We start from the raw sequence: 14,699 nt of genomic DNA, 5'->3' as shown, positions 1-14,699 counted from the left end.
CATAGAGTTACGGCGGTCATGGCGGAGGGGAAACGCCCGGTCACATTCCGAACCCGGAAGCTAAGCCCTCCAGCGCCGATGGTACTGCACTCGGGAGGGTGTGGGAGAGTAGGACACCGCCGGACAAACATTCGATTTCAGGGCCACCCCCTCAGGGGGGTGGCCCTGAAACGCGTCCACCCCGAAAACCGACCCCATGCCGGCGCGCGTGAACGGTGGACCACCCACCACTACGCCGTAATGGCTGCATCGAACTGCCCCGGATCCAGCCACCTCGCCGAACTGGCGATCCGGGGCGCCACTACGGCGAAGTGGCGGCAACGGAGTGCCGGGAATGCAGCCACCTCCCCGTAATGGCGAACCGGGCCGCCGTTGCGGGGAGCGGTCACCAGGGAGGGGACAGGCACCCGTCACCACGGCGACGTGGCGGGGCGGGTGCGGTCACCTCGCCGTACTGGCGTGGACGAGTGCCCGCCGAGTTCACGGATCAGCGCGTCTGGACGGACTCTCGGATGTCCCGGAACAGGGCTGCGGCGGCGTCGACCGTCCGGCCCGGGAACATGCCCATCACCACGCTGCCGTGGTCGGCCCACCCGCAGACCGCGAAGTCACCGCCGTCGCCGCTCGTCGTACCGCACTTCATCACGCCACCCAAACGGCCGGCGTCCACCTCGCGCAGGCCCGCGACGCGGCCGGTCTCGTCGGCCATCAGCCCGAACAGGGTGTCCAGGTCGCGTTCGGGCTGCCAGAGCAGCGTGGTGCCGCCGAACAGCAGCACCGAGCGCTTGGCGTCGCCGCGGTCGGAGTAGACGGCACCGTAGCCGCGGTCCAGCTCGATGTCGGCGGCGAGCCCGTCGCGCAGGTAGTCGGCGGTGCTGCGGGCCCGCTCGCTGTCGTCGCGTACCAGCCCGGCGACCTCGGTGGGCTGGCCGAGAGTGGTGTCCTTCTGCTGGAGCACCCGCCATCCACCGAGGCCGAGCACGCCGGCGCCGGCCAGGCCGGCCGCCAGCAGGGCGGCGAGGACGATCTTCCGGCGCCGGGAGACGGGCCGGCGTTCGGGCTCCTGCGCGGGGTCGCGGCGGCTCAGCTCGATCGGCTCTTCGGTCAGCTCGACCGGATCGGAACCCCCGTCGACCGGGCGCTCGGTGAGATGCGCGTCGGACATGACCGCCACCGTACGCGAATCACCGGTGGCGCACGTCAGGTCCTCGAAAGCGCTCCGTAGACTTTCAGGGTGACCGAGAGACTGGATGCCCGACGCCCCGACGCCCCGACCCTCGCCGGCCAGTACCAGCCCGGCGAGGTAGAGCAGCGACGGTACGAGCAGTGGGTAGCCGGCGGACACTTCCGGGCGTCGGCGGACAGCGAGAAGCCACCGTTCACCATCGTCATCCCGCCGCCCAACGTCACCGGCTCGCTGCACATGGGCCACGCGTTCGAGCACACGCTCATGGACGCGCTCACCCGGCGCAAGAAGATGCAGGGGTACGAGGCGCTGTGGCTGCCGGGCATGGACCACGCCGGCATCGCCACCCAGAACCTGGTCGAGCGGCAGCTCGCCGGTGAGGGGCTGTCCCGCCACGACCTCGGCCGGGAGAAGTTCGTCGAGCGGGTCTGGCAGTGGAAGGCCGAGTCCGGCGGCGCGATCCTCGGCCAGATGCGCCGGCTCGGCGACGCCGTCGACTGGGACCGCGAGCGCTTCACCATGGACGAGGGCCTCTCCCGGGCCGTGCAGACCATGTTCAAGAAGCTCTTCGACGACGGTCTGATCTACCGGGCCAACCGGATCATCAACTGGTGCCCGCGCTGTCTCACCGCGCTCTCCGACATCGAGGTCGAGCACACCGACGACGAGGGCGAGCTGGTCTCGATCCGCTACGGCGACGAGGTGGTGGTGGCCACCACCCGTGCCGAGACGATGCTCGGTGACACCGCGGTGGCGGTGCACCCGGACGACGAGCGGTACCGCCACCTGATCGGCACCGAGGTGGAGCTTCCGCTCACCGACCGGCGGATCCCGATCGTCGCCGACGAGCACGTCGACCCGAGCTTCGGCACCGGCATGGTCAAGGTGACCCCGGCGCACGACCCGAACGACTTCGAGATCGGCCAGCGGCACGACCTGCCCTCGCTGACGATCATGGACGAGCGCGGGATCATCACCGCGCCCGGCCCGTTCGAGGGCCTGGACAGGTACGAGGCCCGCCCGGCGATCGTCGCGGCGCTGCGCGAGCAGGGCCGGATCGTGGCCGAGAAGCGGCCGTACCTGCACGCGGTGGGGCACTGCTCGCGCTGCAAGACGACTGTCGAGCCGCGGCTGTCGCTGCAGTGGTTCGTCAACACCGGGCCGCTCGCGAAGGCCGCCGGCGACGCGGTGCGCGACGGCCGGGTGGCGATCGAGCCGGCCGAGCTGGCCAAGCGCTACTTCGCCTGGGTCGACAACATGCACGACTGGTGCATCTCCCGCCAGCTGTGGTGGGGTCACCGCATCCCCGTCTGGTACGGCCCGGACGGCGAGATCGTCTGCGTCGGCCCGGACGAGGAACCGCCGTCCGGCGAGGGCTGGCGGCAGGACGAGGACGTGCTGGACACCTGGTTCTCCAGCGGCCTGTGGCCGTTCTCCACGCTCGGCTGGCCCGAGCGCACCCCGGACCTGGCGAAGTTCTACCCGACCAGCGTGCTGGTCACCGGCTACGACATCCTGTTCTTCTGGGTCGCCCGGATGATGATGTTCGGCCTGTACGCGATGGACGGCGTGCAGCCGTTCGACGTGGTGGCGCTGCACGGCATGGTCCGCGACGAGCACGGCAAGAAGATGTCGAAGTCGTTCGGCAACGTGGTGGACCCGCTGGACTGGATCGACAGGTTCGGCGCCGACGCCACCCGGTTCACGCTGGCCCGGGGCGCGAACCCGGGTCAGGACGTGCCGGTCAGCGAGGAGTGGTGCCAGGGCTCCCGCAACTTCTGCAACAAGCTCTGGAACGCCACCCGGTTCGCGCTGCTCAACGGCGCGCACACCGGCGGCCCGCTGCCGGACGCCGCCGACCTCTCCACCGTCGACAGGTGGATCCTGTCCCGGCTGGCGCACGTCACCGCCGAGGTCGACGAGCAGTTCGAGGCGTACGAGTTCGCGAAGGTCTGCGACCTGCTCTACCACTTCGCGTGGGACGACGTCTGCGACTGGTACGTGGAGCTGAGCAAGCCGGTGCTGGCCGAGGGCGGGCCGGCTGCCGACGCCACCCGCCGGGTGCTCGGGCACGTGCTGGACCAGCTCCTGCGGCTGCTGCACCCGGTCATCCCGTTCGTCACCGACGAGCTGTGGTCCGCGCTCAGCGGCGGCGAGACCGTGCTGACGGCGTCCTGGCCGGTCGCCGACCGTACCCTCGTCGACGACGCCGCGGAAGGCGAAGTCGGCACCCTCCAGCGGGTGGTGACCGAGGTCCGGCGGTTCCGGTCGGACCAGGGGCTGCGGCCGACCCAGCGGGTCGCCGCGCGGCTCGACGGCCTGACCGGCGCGGGCATCGCGGCGCACGAGCCGCTGGTCCGGTCGCTGGCCCGGCTCGACGCGCCCGGCGACGACTTCCAGGCCAGCGCCACGCTGGCCATGCCCGGCGCGGTCAGCGTCGCGCTGGACACCCGCGGCTCGATCGACGTGGCCGCCGAGCGCGCCCGGCTCACCAAGGACCGGGCGGCGGCCGAGAAGGAGGCCACCCAGGCGCGGGCGAAGCTGGACAATCCGGCGTTCGTCGGCAAGGCGCCCGAGCCGGTGGTGGCGAAGATCCGCGAACGGCTGGCGGTGGCCGAGGCGGACCTGGTCCGGATCGACGCCGCCCTGGAGGCGCTGCCCTCGTGAGCGACCGCACCGACCGCACCGACCGCAGCGCGTTCGCCGAGGTGGAGGCCGCGCTCAACGCGCGCGGCTTCACCCGGATGCACTTCGAGCTGGAGAAGATCGAAACCCTGCTCGACCTGCTGGGCAGCCCGCAGCGGGCGTACCCGTCGATTCACCTGACCGGCACCAACGGCAAGACCTCGACGGCCCGGATGATCGACTCGCTGCTGCGGGCGTTCGGGCTGCACACCGGCCGCTACACCAGCCCGCACCTGGAGACCGTCCGGGAGCGGATCAGCCTGGACGGCGAGGCGGTGAGCGAGGAGCGGTTCGTGTCCACGTACCGGGAGATCGCGCCGCTGGCCGAGCTGGTCGACCAGCGGTTCGCCGAGCCGCTGACGTACTTCGACCTGACCACGGCGCTGGCGTTCGCCACGTTCGCCGACGCCCCGGTCGACGTGGCCGTGGTGGAGGTCGGGCTCGGCGGCGCGGAGGACGCGACGAACGTCATCCAGGCCGGCGTCGCCGTGATCACCCCGATCGGGCTGGACCACACCGAGTGGCTCGGCGACACGATCGAGGACATCGCGCTGCACAAGGCCGGCATCATCCACCCCGGCGCCACGGTGATCGCGGCGGCGCAGGAGGAAGAGGCCGCCCGCCCGATCCTGGAACGCTGCGCCGAGGTCAACGCCACAGTCGCCCGGGAGGGCGCCGAGTTCGGCGTGCTGCGCCGCGCGGTCGCCGTCGGCGGCCAGGTGCTGACCATCCAGGGCCTGGGCGGCGTGTACGAGGAGATCTTCATCCCGCTGCACGGCGCGCACCAGGCGCAGAACGCGGCGGTGGCGCTGGCCGCGGTGGAGGCGTTCCTCGGCGCCGGGGCCCGGCGGCAGCTCGACATCGAGGCGGTCCGGGAGGGCTTCGCCGCGACCAGCTCGCCGGGCCGGCTGGAGCGGGTACGGACCGCCCCGACGGTGCTGCTCGACGGCGCGCACAACCCGCACGGCATGGCCGCCACGGTGGCCGCGCTGCAGGAGGAGTTCGCGTTCAGCAAGCTGGTCGGCGTGCTGGCGGTGCTCGGCGACAAGGACGCGGCGAGCCTGCTGGAACTGCTCGAACCGGTGCTCGACTCGATCGTGGTGGCGGAGAACAGCTCGCCCCGGGCGATGCCGGTGGACGAGCTGGCCGCGCTGGCGCGGGAGATCTTCGGGCCGGAGCGGGTGCAGGTGGCCCGGGAGATGCCCGACGCGATCGAGGCGGCGGTGGCGGAGGCCGAGGCGGACGTGCCGGGCGAGCTGGCGGGGGTGGGCGTGCTGGTCACCGGATCGGTGGTGACAGTGGCCGACGCCCGCCGGCTGCTGAAGCGATGACCGGCCCGCAGCATGGCCCGGACGCGGACCAGGCCGGTCCGGAGCAGGCGGGCGGCGAGCGGCGGTCCGGGCTCCGGAACCCGGACAAGGCGGTACGTGGACTGGGCGCCGGCACGATGGCGCTGGAGGCGCTGGTGCTGCTGCTGGCCATCCAGCCGATCCGGGTGGTCGGCGGTGACCTGAGCGGCGCGGCGATCGGCGCGATCGTGGCGCTGGCGGTCGCCTGCGTGGTGCTGGCCGGCCTGATGCGCCGACCGTGGGCGTGGCACGCCGGCACGGTGCTTCAGGGTCTGCTGCTGCTCTCCGGGCTGCTGCACTGGTCGCTGTTCGCGCTCGGGGTGATGTTCGCGCTGGTGTGGGCGTACGCGCTGCACGTGCGGCGGGTCATCCTCGGCTGAGCGCCGCGGCGCGCGGCGCGGTGCCGCGCGGTGTTGTGTTAAGAAGGGCCCCTTCCTCTACCTGAGGCGTTAAGAAGGGGCCCTTCCTTACACCTCGGCGAGGGTGCGCCACTGGGTCAGGGCGACGCCGTGACCGTCGGGGTCGCGGAAGGCCGCCGCCCACACCTCCAGCTTGGTGCCCCGGTTGACCACGCGCGGCGCGTACGTGAACCGGACGCCCGATTCGCGCAGCCGCTCGTACGCGCCCTGGATGTCGTCCACCTCGAGGTTGACGTGCACCAGCCGGCGGCTGATCGGGGCGGCGCCGGTGACCCGGCGCAGCACCAGCCGGGTCGGCCCGGAGGCGAGCACGGCGTTGCCCTCGCCCCGGTCCAGCTCGTCGAAGCCCAGCTCGCGGTAGAAGTCGAGGGACCGGTCCAGGTCGGTGACGAGCAGGGTGATGCCGACGCCGCTGATCGGGCTGCCCAGCCCGTCCGGCTCGGCCGCGTCCGCCGGGCCGGACGAGGCGGACGGGCCGAAGATGGCCTCGTCCAGCTCCTCGGCCGTGGGCGGGGTGTCGGAGCGCCGGGGCGCGTCCGCCGGGTCGTCCAGCGGCACGTCGATCGGGTCGGGCACGGTCTCGACGGGAACGGTGTCGGCCGCCTCGGCGCGCGTGCTGTCGGGTGCCGGGGCGCCGATCGGCTCCTCGGCCGGGACGCGGGGCGCCGGGGCGCGGCGGGGGAGCGGGCCGGCGGCTGCCGGTTCGACGAGCTGCCCCTCCAGCACCATCCGGCCGCTGGGGCTCTGGTGCAGCACCACCGGCTCGCGCTCCTCGGCCCGGGGCGGCACGTCGTCCAGGTACTCCTCCGGCGCGGGCGGGTAGTCGTCGCGGAAGTCGTCCTCGGGCGCGCGCCCGGCCCACGGCGGCGCCTCCTGCGCGATCAGCGGCTCGTCCAGCGGGTCCGGGGTGTCGTACTCGGGCGGCAGGTCGGCCACCGCGGCGGCGGTCTCCGCGTGGGTGGGCACCTCGTCCCAGAGGACGCGCACGTGCCGCTGGTCGTCCAGCGCCACCCGGACCGGCAGCGCCTGGCCGAGTGAGGGCCACTTGGCGACCGGCACCCGCGGCTCGATGATCTTCTTGGACCGGGGCGGCAATCCGGGCGCGTCGATCACCAGTTGCAGCTCGCAGCGGCCGAACGCGTACTGGGTGGGTGGTTCGGAGGCGCTGTGCACGTGCCCCAGCCCGATCACCCAGGTGCGACCGCCGCCGCGTACCGTGGCCAGCGCGATCGCCAGCACCAGCAGCGCGACGCCGAGCGCCACGATGGCCCAGCTGGTCATGCCCAGCCCGAACACCGTCACGAAGGTGGCGACGGTGCCCAGCACCGTGCCGATCAGTTTGCGTACCGGCGCGATCGTGCGGTTCCCGCCATTCGCCACAGTGGACCTCCCAGGGGTTCCAGGGCCAGGCTAGGCCGCCACGGCGGGCCAGGGAAGACGCAGCCGCCGCGCCGGCGCCGGGACCGGGTCGCTACGCTGACCGTACCCAGCCGACCCCGTTTGAGTGCGCAGGAGGAAACCAGCGTGTCCAGCAGCAGCCCGGACGAGCGGACGCTCGTACTGATCAAGCCCGACGCGGTGCGCCGCGGTCTGGTGGGCGAGATCCTGTCCCGTTTCGAGCGCAAGGGCCTGCGGATCGACGCGATGGTGACCCGGACCATGGACGGCGACTTCGCCGACCAGCACTACGCCGAGCACGTCGACAAGCCCTTCTACCCGCCGCTGAAGACGTTCATGACCAGCGGCCCGCTGGTGGCGCTGGTGCTCTCCGGCGACCAGGTGATCGAGGTGGTGCGCGCCATGATCGGCAGCACCGACGGCCGCAAGGCCGCCGCCGGCACGATCCGGGGCGACCTGTCGCTGTCGAACCGGGAGAACCTGGTGCACGCCTCCGACTCGGCGGACAGCGCCAAGCGCGAGATCGCGCTCTGGTTCCCCGAGCTGGCCTGACCGACGCGCCGACGGCCCCGGCCCGCTCCTGGCGGGACCGGGGCCGTCGTGTGTCAGCGATCAGACCTGCGCCGGCGGCTGCGTCCGGCAGGTCACCGCGACCCGGTTCCACACGTTGATGGTGGCGATCGCCACCACCAGGTCGGCCAGTTCCTTCTCCGACCACACCTTCGCCGCGCCGTCCCAGACGTCGTCCGGCACGCCGTGCTCGCCGAGCCGGGTCACCGCGTCGGTGAGGGCCAGCGCGGCCCGCTCCCGCTCGTCGAAGAACGGCGCCTCCCGCCACGCCGCGACCGCGAACAGCCGGCGGCTGTCCTCCCCGGCCCCCAGCGCCTCCCGGCTGTGCATGTCCACGCAGAACGCACAGCCGTTGAGCATCGACGCCCGCAGCTTCACCAGCTCCAGCACGGTGTGGTCCACGTTCGTCCGGACGTACTTCTCCAGGCCCAGCACGGCCTGGTACGCCTCCGGCGCCACCGCCGCCATGTCCATCCGGCTCATCGCCGCCTCCTCGTTGGTTGGGGTACGCGCACAGGACGGGGCACGGCGGGCGCGGCGTGACGCGCCTGCGGTGTGACGGTGGTCATGGCCGGGCCGACAACAGTCGTTGACGTTCCGGTCACCTCGACCGGAGTTCCCGGCCACCTGCGGCCGGTAGACCGGGCTGGCGAGACTGCCGAGACCGGGAGAACCCATGACGCACATCGATCGACGTACCCTGCTCCGCGCCGGCCTGGTCGCCGGCGCCGGAGTCGCCGGCGGCGCGCTGCTCGGCGCGCCCGGCGCGCCCGCCGCACCCGGCCTGCGGCCCGGCGGCCGGCCGCTGCTCACCCACGGCGTGCAGAGCGGCGACGTGACCGCCGACTCGGCGCTGGTCTGGACCCGCGCGGACCGGCCCGGCCGGATGCTGGTCGAGGTGAGCCGCCGGCCGCCCCCGGGCGGCAGCAGCGGCGTGACGTGCGGTTCGTGTGGACCGGCGACATCGTCGGGCAGGGCTGGGGGATCAGCCCCGACTTCGACGGGCTGGCGATCTTCCGGGCCATGCGGGAGCGCCGCCCGGACTTCTTCCTGTGCAGCGGCGACACCGTGTACGCCGACGGCCCGCTGACCGAGAGCGTGGTGTTGCCGGACGGGCGCACCTGGCGCAACCTGGTGACGCCGGAGAAGAGCAAGGTGGCCGAGACGCTCGCCGAGTACCGGGGGCAGTTCGCGTACAACCTGCTCGACGAGCACCTGCGGGCGTTCGCCGCCGAGGTGCCGCAGATCAACCAGTGGGACGACCACGAGGTGGTGAACAACTGGTACCCGGGGGAGATCCTGACCGACGAGCGGTACGGCGAGAAGCGGGTGGACGTGTTCGTGCTGGACATGCGCACCTACAAGGACCCGAACGACGGCAACACGTACGCCGACCGCAACCGGGGGCTGCTCGGCAGGGCGCAGCGGGAGTGGCTGATCCGGGAGCTGCGCGCGTCCCGGGCCACCTGGAAGGTGATCGCCAACGACCTGCCGATCGGCGTGGTGGTGCCGGACGGGGCAGACGCCCAGGAGGGCGTGGCGCAGGGCGACCACGGCGCGCCGGCCGGCCGGGAGCTGGAGTTCGCGGAGGTGCTGCGCGCCTCGCACCGGGCCGGAGTGACCGGGCTGGTGTTCCTCACCGCCGACGTGCACTACACCGCCGCCCACCACTACGACCCGGCCCGTGCGGCGGTGCGGGACTTCAGCCCGTTCTGGGAGTTCGTCTCCGGCCCGGCGCACGCGGGCGCATTCGGCCCGAACGCGGTGGACGGCACGTTCGGCCCGAAGGCGGTCTTCGTGCACGCCCCGCCGCGCGCCAACACCTCCCCGGCCGAGGGCTTCCAGCACTTCGGCGAGGTCACGATCGACGGCCCGTCGGCGGCCCTGACGGTCCACCTGCGGGACCGCTCCGGCGCCTCGCTCTGGACCACCACCCTCCCGGCCCCGTCGCGCCGCTGACACCCCGCCGGGCAGTGGAATACCCGGCGGCGCGGCACGGCGGGCAGGGGGTCGAGTACGCTTGAACGCACAGGCGACGACCCGGCCATCACCGGTGAGCCTCCGGAGGAACAGCCGGGTGACCGGCCCAGTAGAACCGGACGGGACGGCCCGTCACAGCCGGCCAACGAGCGGGCGGTCGCACCTCGGCCGCCAAGCGGGGTGGTACCGCGGGCCACGCCCGGCACGCCGGTCACGGCGTACCGGATCCGGCTCGTCCTCGCAGAGCACAGACGAGTGAGCTGCTGAGGAGCGACAGGCGATGGCCTATCCGTTGCACGACCCGTCCAGCGCCGGTGTCCCGGCGAGCCCGGACCTGCCCGCGGTCGAGCGCCGGGTCCTGGAGCACTGGACGGCCGACAAGACCTTCGAGGCGTCCGTCGAGGCCCGCGACGCCGGCCGCGACGGCGAGAACGAGTACGTCTTCTACGACGGCCCCCCGTTCGCCAACGGCCTGCCGCACTACGGCCACCTGTTCACCGGCTACGTCAAGGACGTGGTGCCGCGCTACCAGACCATGCGCGGCCGGCGCGTCGAGCGCCGGTTCGGCTGGGACTGCCACGGCCTGCCCGCCGAGGTGGTGGCCGAGAAGCAGCTCGGCATCACCACCAAGGCGGAGATCCTCGACCTCGGCGTGGCCCGGTTCAACGACGCCTGCCGCACCTCCGTGCTGGAGTTCACGCACGACTGGGAGCGGTACGTCACCCGGCAGGCCCGCTGGGTCGACTTCGCCAACGACTACAAGACGCTCGACCTGGACTACATGGAAAGCGTCATGTGGGCCTTCAAGACCCTGCACGACAAGGGCCTGGTCTACGAGGGCTTCCGGGTGCTGGCGTACTGCTGGCGGTGCGAGACCCCGCTGTCGAACACCGAGACCCGGATGGACGACGTCTACCGGGACCGGCACGACCCGACGCTGACGGTGTGGTTCGAGCTGGCCGCCGACGACGCCGCCCCCGAGCTGCTGCGCGGGCCGGTGAAGCTGGGCGTGTGGACCACCACGCCGTGGACGCTGCCGTCGAACCTGGCGCTCGCCGTCGGCCCCGACATCGAGTACGCGGTGCTGGAGCACCGGGGTTCCCCCGACAGCGAGCGCAGTGGTGAGCGCTACGTCGTCGGCACCGCGCGCCTCGGCGCGTACGCCAAGGAGCTGGAGGGGTACGAGCAGGTCGGCACGGTGTACGGCCGGGACCTGGTCGGGCGTCGCTACACGCCGCTGTTCGACTTCCTGGTCGAGCCGGCCGGGGAGAACGCCTACCAGGTGCTCGCCGCGGACTTCGTCACCACCGAGGACGGCACCGGGATCGTCCACCTCGCCCCCGCGTTCGGTGAGGACGACCAGAACGTCTGCAACGCCGCCGGCATCCCCACCGTCGTGACCGTGGACGACCACACCCGGTTCACCGCGCTGGTGCCGCCGTACCAGGGCGAGCAGGTCTTCGACGTGAACAAGCCGGTGATCCGGGAACTCAAGGAGCGGGGGGTGGTGCTGCGGCAGGACACCTACACCCACTCCTACCCGCACTGCTGGCGCTGCGACACCCCGCTGGTCTACAAGGCGGTGTCGTCCTGGTTCGTCGCGGTGACGAAGTTCAAGGACCGGATGGTCGAGCTGAACCAGCAAATCAACTGGACGCCCGGGCACATCAAGGACGGCTCGTTCGGCAAGTGGCTGGCCAACGCCCGCGACTGGTCGATCAGCCGGAACCGGTTCTGGGGCTCGCCGATCCCGGTGTGGCGCTCCGACGACCCGAACTACCCGCGGGTGGACGTGTACGGGTCGCTGGCCGACATCGAGCGTGACTTCGGCGTACGCCTGACCGACCTGCACCGGCCGGCGGTGGACGACCTGGTCCGTCCCAACCCGGACGACCCGACGGGCAAGTCGATGATGCGCCGGGTGCCGGAGGTGCTGGACTGCTGGTTCGAGTCCGGCTCGATGCCGTTCGCCCAGGTGCACTACCCGTTCTCCAACCGCGAGTGGTTCGAGCACCACTACCCGGGTGACTTCATCGTCGAGTACATCGGGCAGACCCGCGGCTGGTTCTACACCATGCACGTGCTGGCCACCGCGCTGTTCGACAGGCCTGCGTTCCGCAACTGCATCAGCCACGGCATCCTGCTCGGCTCGGACGGCCGCAAGATGTCCAAGAGCCTGCGCAACTACCCGGACGTCTACCACGTGTTCGACTCCTACGGGTCGGACGCGATGCGGTGGATGCTGATGTCCTCGCCGGTGCTGCGCGGCGGCGACATGGCGGTCACCGAGTCGCTGATCCGGGACGCGGTGCGCCAGGTGCTGCTGCCGCTGTGGAACGTCTGGTACTTCTTCTCGCTCTACGCCAACGCCGACGGCTACACCGCGCGTCGCCGTACCGACTCCACGCACGTGCTCGACCGGTACGTGCTGGCGAAGACGAACGAGCTGGTGGCGACCGTCGGCGCGCAGATGGACGCGTACGACATCTCCGGCGCGTGCGTCACCGTGCGGTCCTACCTGGACGCGCTGACCAACTGGTACGTGCGCCGGTCCCGGGACCGGTTCTGGGCCGGCGACGCTGACGCGTTCGACACGCTCTCGACGGTGCTGGAGACGCTGTGCCGGGTGGTCGCGCCGCTGGCGCCGCTGACCGCCGAGGAGATCTGGCGCGGGCTGACCGGCGAGCGGTCGGTGCACCTGACCGACTGGCCGCGGGCGGACGAGTTCCCAGCCGACCACGAGCTGGTCTCCGCGATGGACAACGTGCGGTCGGTCGCCTCGGCGGCGCTGTCCCTGCGCAAGGCCAAGGGCCTGCGGGTACGGCTGCCGCTGGCGAAGCTGACAGTGGCCTCGCCCGTCGCGGCCCAGCTGCGGCCCTTCGCCGACCTGGTCGCCGACGAGGTCAACGTGAAGGAGGTAGTGCTCAGCGACGAGGTGTCCGCGTACTGCCAGCAGGTCCTCACCGTGGTGCCGCGGGCGCTCGGCCCGCGCGTCGGCAAGGCCGTCCAGCAGGTGATCAAGGCGGTCAAGGCGGGGGAGTGGGAGCTGCGCGACGGCGCCCCGGTCGCCGCCGGGGTCACGCTCGCCGAGGGCGAGTACGAGCTGCGCCTGGTCGCCGCCGACGCCGAGCACTCCGCGCCGCTGCCCGGCGGTGAGGGCGTGGTCGTGCTGGACACCGAGGTCACGCCGGAGCTGGCCGCCGAAGGGCTGGCCCGGGACGTGGTCCGGGTCGTGCAACAGGCCCGCCGCGACGCCGACCTGGACGTCTCCGACCGGATCACGGTGGCCGTCTCCGCCTCCGAGGAGGTACGCGCGGCGGTCGCCGCGTACACCGAGTTCGTGGCCCGGGAGGTGCTGGCCGACAGCATCGACTTCGCCGAGGGGCTCGACGGCTTCGCCGGCGAGGCCGGCGACGGCGAGCGGGTCACAGTGACGGTCCGGAAGGTCTGAGCCGGACCGGGTGCCCTCCCCCGCCCCCGTGGTGGGGGAGGGCCCAGCCCCAGCGAGTGGACTGCGGGCCACCCGCTCGGTGACGGACGGCCGCGTCGGCTACCGTGACAGCGCCTGTTTCACGTACGACCGCCGGAGGACCCGTGCCCCTGCTCTACACCATCGGCAAGCTCACCGTGGCGCCCGCGCTCCGGTTGGCCTTCCGTCCGCACGTGGAGGGTTTGGAGCACATCCCGGCGACCGGCGGCGCGATCTTCGCCAGCAACCACCTCTCCGTCGCCGACGAGCTGCTGCTCGGCACCGTGGTGCCCCGCCACCTGGCGTTCTGGGCCAAGTCGGAGTACTTCAAGGGCACCGGCCTCAAGGGCGGCTTCTCCAAGTTCGTGCTCACCGGGCTGGGCGCGATCCCGGTCGAGCGGGCCGGCGGGCGGGCCGCGCTCACCGCGTTCGACGCGGCGATCCCGGTGCTCAAGGCCGGTGACCTGGTCGCCGTCTACCCGGAGGGCACCCGCTCGCCGGACGGGCGGCTCTACCGCGGGCGTACCGGCACGGTCCGGCTGGCGATCGCCGCCGGCGTGCCGATCATCCCGGTCGGCGTGACCGGCACCGACAAGGCCCAGCCGATCGGTACGCGGATCCCGCGACCGGGCCGGGCCAAGATCACCATCAAGTTCGGCAAGCCGCTGGACTTCACCGGCCGTCCCGACGACCGCACGTCGCTGCGCGCGATGACCGACGAGATGATGGCCGAGATCCAGAAGCTCAGCGGCCAGGAGTACGTCCCGCGCTACGCGCCGAAGCGCACCGACCAGGCCGCCGGTGAGCAGACCGCCTGAGCGGTCAGGACTTCGGCACCACCACGCGCTGACGCAGATCGTTCAGTAGCCGCCCGCTGTCGTCCACGGACAACCGGGTGAACACGCCTGTGGTCAGACTGCCGTGGTCGGCCGAGGCGCAGACCACCACCGAGTCGCCGTCCGCCCGGCCGACCGCGCAACGCGCGTACCGGCCCCGGACGCCGGTCTCCACGTTCACCGACTCCTTCAGGGCGTACTCCCCGGCGAGGCGGTCGATCTCCGCCTTGGCGTCCGACTCCGGGCTGAACCGCAGGCCGGTGCTGCCGAACAACGTCACCCGCTTGCCGTCGCTCGTCGTGTAGATACCGGCGAACGTGTCCTCGGCGAGCAGGTTCGACTCGCGTACCCGGCTCTTCAGCTCCTCGGCGGCGGCCTGGCTGCGCTCGTCCTGGCGCAGCCGCATCGAGTCGATCTGGTCCGGGAGGCTGGCGCGGGCCGGGTACTGGCTGGAGATCGGCTGGAACCACCACAGCGGCAGGCCGCAGCAGCACGCGACGCTGAGCAGCAGCACCCAGGGCCAGCGACGCCGTCGGCGGGTCCGCTTGGGCGGCTGCTGCCAGCCCGGCGGCGGCGCGACCGGCGGCCCGGCCTTGCCCCGGCGCTGCTTCGGCGGCCGCGCCGGCTTGGCCGTGGCAGGAGCCGCCGGTGGTGGCAGGTGACGGGCGGCCGGCGCGGCGGGGTACTGCGGCGCGTGCGGCGGCGGCGACACCGGCCGGGCCGGGTGATGCGGCGGCGGTGAGACCGGCCGGGCGGCCGGTGCGGCGGGGTGTGCCGGGTGGTCCGGCGGCGTGGAGACCGGCCGCC

General features: G+C 72.4%; 9 protein-coding genes, 1 rRNA gene and 2 pseudogenes. 8 read left to right on the top strand and 4 right to left on the bottom strand.

Going from position 1 to position 14,699, the window contains the following annotated elements:
- Positions 1 to 8 precede the first annotated feature (8 nt).
- A 5S ribosomal RNA gene (gene rrf / locus BAW75_RS02315) occupies positions 9 to 125 on the top strand.
- Positions 126 to 487: 362 nt separating this feature from the next.
- On the opposite strand, the gene BAW75_RS02310 is transcribed toward rrf, so the two are convergent.
- Positions 488 to 1,165 (bottom strand): hypothetical protein, encoded by a 678-nt coding sequence (locus tag BAW75_RS02310; protein ID WP_043331013.1) that lies wholly within the window; start codon positions 1,163 to 1,165, stop codon positions 488 to 490.
- 69 nt (positions 1,166 to 1,234) lie between these two features.
- Here BAW75_RS02310 and BAW75_RS02305 point away from each other — a divergent pair, with 69 nt between their 5' ends.
- From BAW75_RS02305 to BAW75_RS02295, 3 genes are all read left to right on the top strand, one after another.
- A complete protein-coding gene (locus BAW75_RS02305; protein ID WP_104112458.1) occupies positions 1,235 to 3,853 on the top strand; it encodes a valine--tRNA ligase in 2,619 nt (872 codons plus the stop codon).
- Positions 3,854 to 3,930: 77 nt separating this feature from the next.
- A complete protein-coding gene (locus BAW75_RS02300; RefSeq protein WP_420914974.1) occupies positions 3,931 to 5,202 on the top strand; it encodes a bifunctional folylpolyglutamate synthase/dihydrofolate synthase in 1,272 nt (423 codons plus the stop codon).
- Complete coding sequence (locus BAW75_RS02295) at positions 5,199 to 5,600, top strand: DUF4233 domain-containing protein (RefSeq protein ID WP_043328962.1); 402 nt, start codon at positions 5,199 to 5,201, stop codon at positions 5,598 to 5,600. The genes BAW75_RS02300 and BAW75_RS02295 overlap by 4 nt, the downstream gene beginning before the upstream one ends.
- Before the next feature lie 87 nt (positions 5,601 to 5,687).
- Here BAW75_RS02295 and BAW75_RS02290 read toward each other — a convergent pair whose 3' ends face one another.
- Entirely contained in the window at positions 5,688 to 7,019 is a 1,332-nt protein-coding gene (locus tag BAW75_RS02290; RefSeq protein WP_104112456.1) for a VOC family protein, read from the bottom strand.
- A gap of 144 nt (positions 7,020 to 7,163) precedes the next feature.
- Between BAW75_RS02290 and ndk the strand changes: the two genes are divergently transcribed.
- Entirely contained in the window at positions 7,164 to 7,589 is a 426-nt protein-coding gene (ndk, locus tag BAW75_RS02285) for a nucleoside-diphosphate kinase (RefSeq protein ID WP_069087997.1), read from the top strand.
- Positions 7,590 to 7,649: 60 nt separating this feature from the next.
- Here the strand turns inward: ndk and BAW75_RS02280 are convergent, their stop codons facing one another.
- On the bottom strand, positions 7,650 to 8,090 hold the full coding sequence (locus BAW75_RS02280) for a carboxymuconolactone decarboxylase family protein (RefSeq protein ID WP_043328964.1): 441 nt from the start codon (positions 8,088 to 8,090) through the stop codon (positions 7,650 to 7,652).
- A 193-nt stretch (positions 8,091 to 8,283) separates the two neighbouring features.
- On the opposite strand from BAW75_RS02280, the pseudogene BAW75_RS02275 reads away from it, so the two are divergent.
- The 3 genes and pseudogenes from BAW75_RS02275 to BAW75_RS02265 all read left to right on the top strand — a co-directional run bounded on the left by BAW75_RS02275 (position 8,284) and on the right by BAW75_RS02265 (position 13,874).
- Positions 8,284 to 9,566: pseudogene (locus tag BAW75_RS02275) on the top strand (alkaline phosphatase D family protein).
- A gap of 301 nt (positions 9,567 to 9,867) precedes the next feature.
- Positions 9,868 to 13,038: an isoleucine--tRNA ligase gene (gene ileS, locus BAW75_RS02270; protein ID WP_104112455.1), complete on the top strand. Its 3,171-nt coding sequence runs from the start codon at positions 9,868 to 9,870 to the stop codon at positions 13,036 to 13,038.
- 143 nt (positions 13,039 to 13,181) lie between these two features.
- Positions 13,182 to 13,874: a lysophospholipid acyltransferase family protein gene (locus tag BAW75_RS02265; RefSeq protein WP_043328967.1), complete on the top strand. Its 693-nt coding sequence runs from the start codon at positions 13,182 to 13,184 to the stop codon at positions 13,872 to 13,874.
- 4 nt (positions 13,875 to 13,878) lie between these two features.
- Here BAW75_RS02265 and BAW75_RS32740 read toward each other — a convergent pair.
- Positions 13,879 to 14,699, bottom strand: a pseudogene (locus BAW75_RS32740) (hypothetical protein); the annotation flags it as partial.

This window comes from Micromonospora chalcea (assembly GCF_002926165.1).
In the GTDB taxonomy this organism is placed as follows: Bacteria; Actinomycetota; Actinomycetes; order Mycobacteriales; family Micromonosporaceae; genus Micromonospora; species Micromonospora chalcea.
The sequence above is the reverse complement of the archived record's forward strand: the minus strand, read 5'-3'. Positions and strand labels throughout refer to the sequence as shown.

Coding starts and splice junctions, on each gene's coding strand:
- BAW75_RS02295 (WP_043328962.1), top strand. CDS start 5,199: ATGACCGGCCCGCAGCATGGCCCGGACGCGGACCAGGCCGGTCCGGAG.
- ileS (WP_104112455.1), top strand. CDS start 9,868: ATGGCCTATCCGTTGCACGACCCGTCCAGCGCCGGTGTCCCGGCGAGC.
- BAW75_RS02310 (WP_043331013.1), bottom strand. CDS start 1,165: ATGTCCGACGCGCATCTCACCGAGCGCCCGGTCGACGGGGGTTCCGAT.
- BAW75_RS02300 (WP_420914974.1), top strand. CDS start 3,931: ATGCACTTCGAGCTGGAGAAGATCGAAACCCTGCTCGACCTGCTGGGC.
- BAW75_RS02280 (WP_043328964.1), bottom strand. CDS start 8,090: ATGAGCCGGATGGACATGGCGGCGGTGGCGCCGGAGGCGTACCAGGCC.